1 protein-coding gene and 3 pseudogenes are annotated in these 4,213 nt (G+C 62.3%); 1 reads left to right on the forward strand and 3 read right to left on the reverse strand.

Annotation, left to right across the window (positions count from 1 at the left end; genetic code table 11):
• Positions 1-113: 113 nt before the first annotated feature.
• Positions 114-317, forward strand: a pseudogene (gene tnpA, locus J9889_RS18875) (IS200/IS605 family transposase); the annotation flags it as partial.
• 33 nt (positions 318-350) lie between these two features.
• Here tnpA and J9889_RS18880 read toward each other — a convergent pair.
• From J9889_RS18880 to J9889_RS18890, 3 genes and pseudogenes are all read right to left on the reverse strand, one after another.
• On the reverse strand, positions 351-3,317 hold the full coding sequence (locus J9889_RS18880) for a Tn3-like element TnAs1 family transposase (protein ID WP_068979434.1): 2,967 nt from the start codon (positions 3,315-3,317) through the stop codon (positions 351-353).
• A gap of 3 nt (positions 3,318-3,320) precedes the next feature.
• Positions 3,321-3,882, reverse strand: a pseudogene (locus tag J9889_RS18885) (recombinase family protein).
• A gap of 207 nt (positions 3,883-4,089) precedes the next feature.
• A pseudogene (locus J9889_RS18890) lies at positions 4,090-4,213 on the reverse strand (ISAs1 family transposase); the annotation flags it as partial.

Here is a 4,213-nt window from a genome sequence, read left to right on the forward strand (position 1 = left end):
TGCGCTTGTTGTTCGGTCGGTTCGAGTCGGAATTTGTAGGCTTTCAGAATTTGCATTTAGCGCTCAGTGTGTAGCATTATTGCCATATCTATTAAGCCCGATTGAGTGACAGAATGCAATTCACTAAAATTAATAAATCACGCCATTCGGCCTACGTTTTGCACGTACACTTGGTGTTTATCACCAAGTATCGAAAGCCGATACTGGGGGATCTGCATCACGCCTCCTTCGGTCAGTGTGCAGCAGAGGTTTGCAGAGATTTTGGTGCGGAACTGAAAGAGTGTGACGGAGAGGCTGATCATGTTCACATGCTGATAGGGGAGCCCGCAGAATTCGGAAAAAATCGTACGCTAAGGTTTTCCGGGCATCCGTAGGGGCCGAAACTTCCCGTCTTCCAGTCTGCGGCTCTGCCGCCAGACGTAATCGCCGGTTAGGTTGATGTGCTCCCAGCCCAGCGGCGACAGGAATTGCAGCAGCTCGCCGTCCACCGGCTTGCCGGCCTCGACCAACCCCTGGGTGGCGCGCTCCAGGTACACCGTGTTCCACAGCACGATAGCCGCCGTCACCAGGTTGAGGCCGCTGGCCCGGTAGCGCTGCTGCTCGAAGCTCCGATCCCTGATTTCCCCAAGGCGGTTGAAGAACACCGCCCTGGCCAGCGAGTTGCGCGCCTCACCTTTGTTCAGGCCGGCATGCACGCGGCGGCGCAGTTCAACACTTTGCAGCCAGTCCAGGATGAACAGCGTGCGTTCGATCCGGCCCAGTTCGCGCAGGGCGACAGCCAGGCCGTTCTGACGCGGATAGCTGCCGAGCTTGCGCAGCATCAGCGAGGCGGTAACGGTGCCCTGCTTGATCGAGCTGGCCAGGCGCAGGATGTCGTCCCAATGAGCGCGCACGTGCTTGATGTTCAGGGTGCCACCGATCAGCGGGCGCAGCGTCGGGTAGGCCTGCACGCCCTGCGGCACGTACAGTTTGGTTTCGCCGAGGTCGCGGATGCGTGGCGCGAAGCGGAAGCCCAGCAGGTGCATCAGGGCGAAGACGTGATCGGTGAAACCGGCCGTGTCGGTGTAGTGCTCCTCGATCCGCAGATCGGACTCGTGATACAGCAGGCCGTCGAGCACATAGGTGGAATCTCGGACGCCGACATTCACCACGCGTGTGCTGAACGGCGCGTATTGGTCGGAGATGTGGGTGTAGAACAGCCGTCCTGGCTCGCTGCCGTACTTCGGGTTGACGTGCCCGGTGCTCTCACCCCGGCCGCCAGCGCGGAAGCGCTGGCCATCGGAGGATGAGGTGGTGCCGTCGCCCCAATGGGCAGCGAAGGCATGGCGGTACTGGTGATTGACCAGCTCGGCCAAGGCCGCCGAATAGGTTTCATCGCGGATATGCCAGGCTTGTAGCCAGGACAGCTTGGCGTAGGTCAGGCCGGGGCTCGACTCGGCCATCTTGGTCAGTCCGAGGTTGATTGCGTCACCGAGGATCGCGGACAGCAGCAACGTCCTGTCTTTGGCCTCAGCCCCGTCCTTCAGGTGGGTGAAGTGGCGGCTGAAGCCCGTCCAGTCGTCCACGTCCATCAGCAGTTCGGTGATCTTGATGCGCGGCAGTAACTGGCTGGTCTGGTCGATCAGCGCCTGCGCCCGATCCGGCACCGCCGCATCCAGCGGTGTGATCTTCAACCCGGACTCGGTGAGGATGGCATCGGGCAGCTCGTTGTCCTTGGCCAAGCGGGTGACGGTGGCCAACTGCTCGTCCAGCAGCTGCAAACGCTCTTCCAGGTACTGGTCGCTGCTCGGGTTGATCGCCAGGGGCAAGGCCTGATCCCGCTTGAGCGCGGTGAACTTCTCTGCCGGCAGCAGGTAGTCGTCGAAGTCGCGGAACTGCCGCGAGCCCTTGACCCAGATGTCGCCGGAGCGCAGGGCGTTCTTTAGCTCGGACAGCGCGCAGATTTCGTAGAAGCGCCGGTCGAGGCCTTCCGGGGTGATCACCAGCGGCTTCCAGCGAGGCTTGATGAAAGCAGTGGGGGCATCGGCCGGCACCTTGCGCAGGTTGTCGGCGTTCATCTGGCGCAGGGTCTGCACGGCTGCCAGTACACCTTGCGCGGCCGGAGCGGCGCGCAGTTCCAACACATCCAGCAAGGCCGGCGTGTAACGGCGCAGGGAAGCGAAGTTCTCGCCGACCAAGTGCAGGTGGTCGAAACCCTCCGGCCGGGCCAGCAGCTCGGCTTCGCTGACGCTCTCGGTGAACTCGTCCCAGGGAATCACCGCCTCGATGGCGGCATAGGGGTCGCTGCCGGCTTCCTTGGCCTCCAGCAGCGCCTGGCCGATCTTGGAGTACAGGCGCACCTTGTCGTTGATCGCCTTGCCCTGCTTCTGGAACTGCTGCTGATGCTTGTGCTTCGCGCCGCTGAACAGCTTGACTAGGATGCGGTCGTGCAGATCCACCAGCTCATCAATCACGGTTGCAGTGCTCTCCAGCACCACGGCGGCCAGGGTCGCATAGCGCCGCTGCGGCTCGAACTTGCCGAGGTCTTTGGGCGTCATCTGCCCACCCTCGCGGGCCAGCTTGAGCAGGCGGTTCTGGTGGATGTGCCGGCCAAGGCCTTCGGGCAAGTCCACCAGCTGAAATGTCTTCAGCCGTTCGATGTGCTCAAGCATGTGCCGAGAGTTGGGTTTCAGCGGTGCCTGCCGCAGCCAGGTCAACCAGGTGATGCTGCTGCCGGCCTTGAGCTTAAGCAACTCGTCCAGCTTGGCCCGATGCGAGTCGGTGAGAGGTTCGACCAGGGCGCGGTAGACCCGCCGATTGGCCCGTGCAATGGCCTCCGAGCAAGCCCGGTCGATCACGCTCAACGCCGGCAGGATGCGTCGCTTCTGCCGCAGGCTCTCCAGCGCCTGGCCGGCCAGCAGCAAGCCCTTGTCGGTCTGCTGGGCCAGTTCGGTCAGCTCGCGCACCAAGGCGCGGAAGTCGGACAGGCCGAACGGGGCCAGTTGAAGGTAGGTGCGCAGTTCCTGGGCGTGCTCGCGACGGGTCACATCGCGCTCGCCGTACTTCGTCCAACTCGCCGGATCGGTCTGGACTTGCTTGGCCACCCACAGGATGACCGGTTCGGGCAGCTCGCTGTCAGTGCCCAACGCATAGCCGGGGTAGCGCAGCAGGCAGAGTTGCACCGCAAAGCCCAGACGGTTGGCGTCGCCGCGCCGCTGGCGGATCAGTGACAGGTCGGAATCGTTGAAGGTGTAGTAGCGGATCAGGTCATCCTGGCTTTCCGGCAGCGCAAGCAGGGTGTCCCGCTCCGTGGCCGAGAGGATCAAGCGACGCGGCATGTGTCAGTCGTCCGTGCGGAGGTACTGGTAGAGAGTTTCGCGGCTGATGTTGAACTCGCGGGCGAGCTGCGCCTTGGGCTCACCTGCCGCCGCCCGCTGCCGCAGGGTAACAGTCTGCTCGTCGGACAGGGCCTTCTTGCGGCCCCGGTACGCGCCGCGCTGCTTGGCCAGGGCGATACCCTCGCGCTGCCGCTCACGGATCAGAGCGCGCTCGAACTCAGCGAAGGCCCCCATTACCGACAGCATCAGGCTGGCCATCGGCGAGTCCTCGCCGGTGAATACCAGCCCCTCCTTCAAGAACTCGATGCGTACGCCGCGCTGGGTCAGCTTCTGCACCAGGCGGCGCAGGTCGTCGAGGTTGCGGGCCAGGCGATCCATGCTGTGCACCACCACCGTGTCGCCCTCGCGGACGAAGCTCAGCAGCGCTTCGAGCTGGGGGGCGCTGGGTGTCCTTGCCGGATGCCTTGTCGGTGAACACCTTGCTCACCTGGGTCTGTTCCAGTTGGCGTTCCGGGTTCTGGTCGAAGCTGCTGACCCGGACGTAGCCGATGCGGTGCCCCTGCACGATGTCTCCTTGGTTGAAGGCGGCTTATGTGCACTTTCTGTTCCGTTGCGCCCAAACCCCGTTTCTGTCAGGCTGAAATCTATAACCTTCGCGGGCATGTGTCAAAAAAATGCGAAAGATGACTCTATTCTGACGAAGCGGCGCGGCCTTGCCTGACATCCAGTTAGGGTATAGCCTAGCCGGACAGCAGGGCTGACGCATCAGTGTTTATACTTTGAACAACCCCATACATTCGAACAAATATTGTTCATTCAGACAGCAGAGCCTGCGCTTGTTGGCCATGCTTAGATTACGTGATTTGTTTTGCTTCAGCATGTTCAGTATCCACTGC

The sequence above is a fragment of the Aeromonas sp. PrichA-15 genome (genome assembly GCF_017939245.1).
GTDB classification, from domain to species: domain Bacteria; phylum Pseudomonadota; class Gammaproteobacteria; order Enterobacterales; family Aeromonadaceae; genus Aeromonas; species Aeromonas caviae.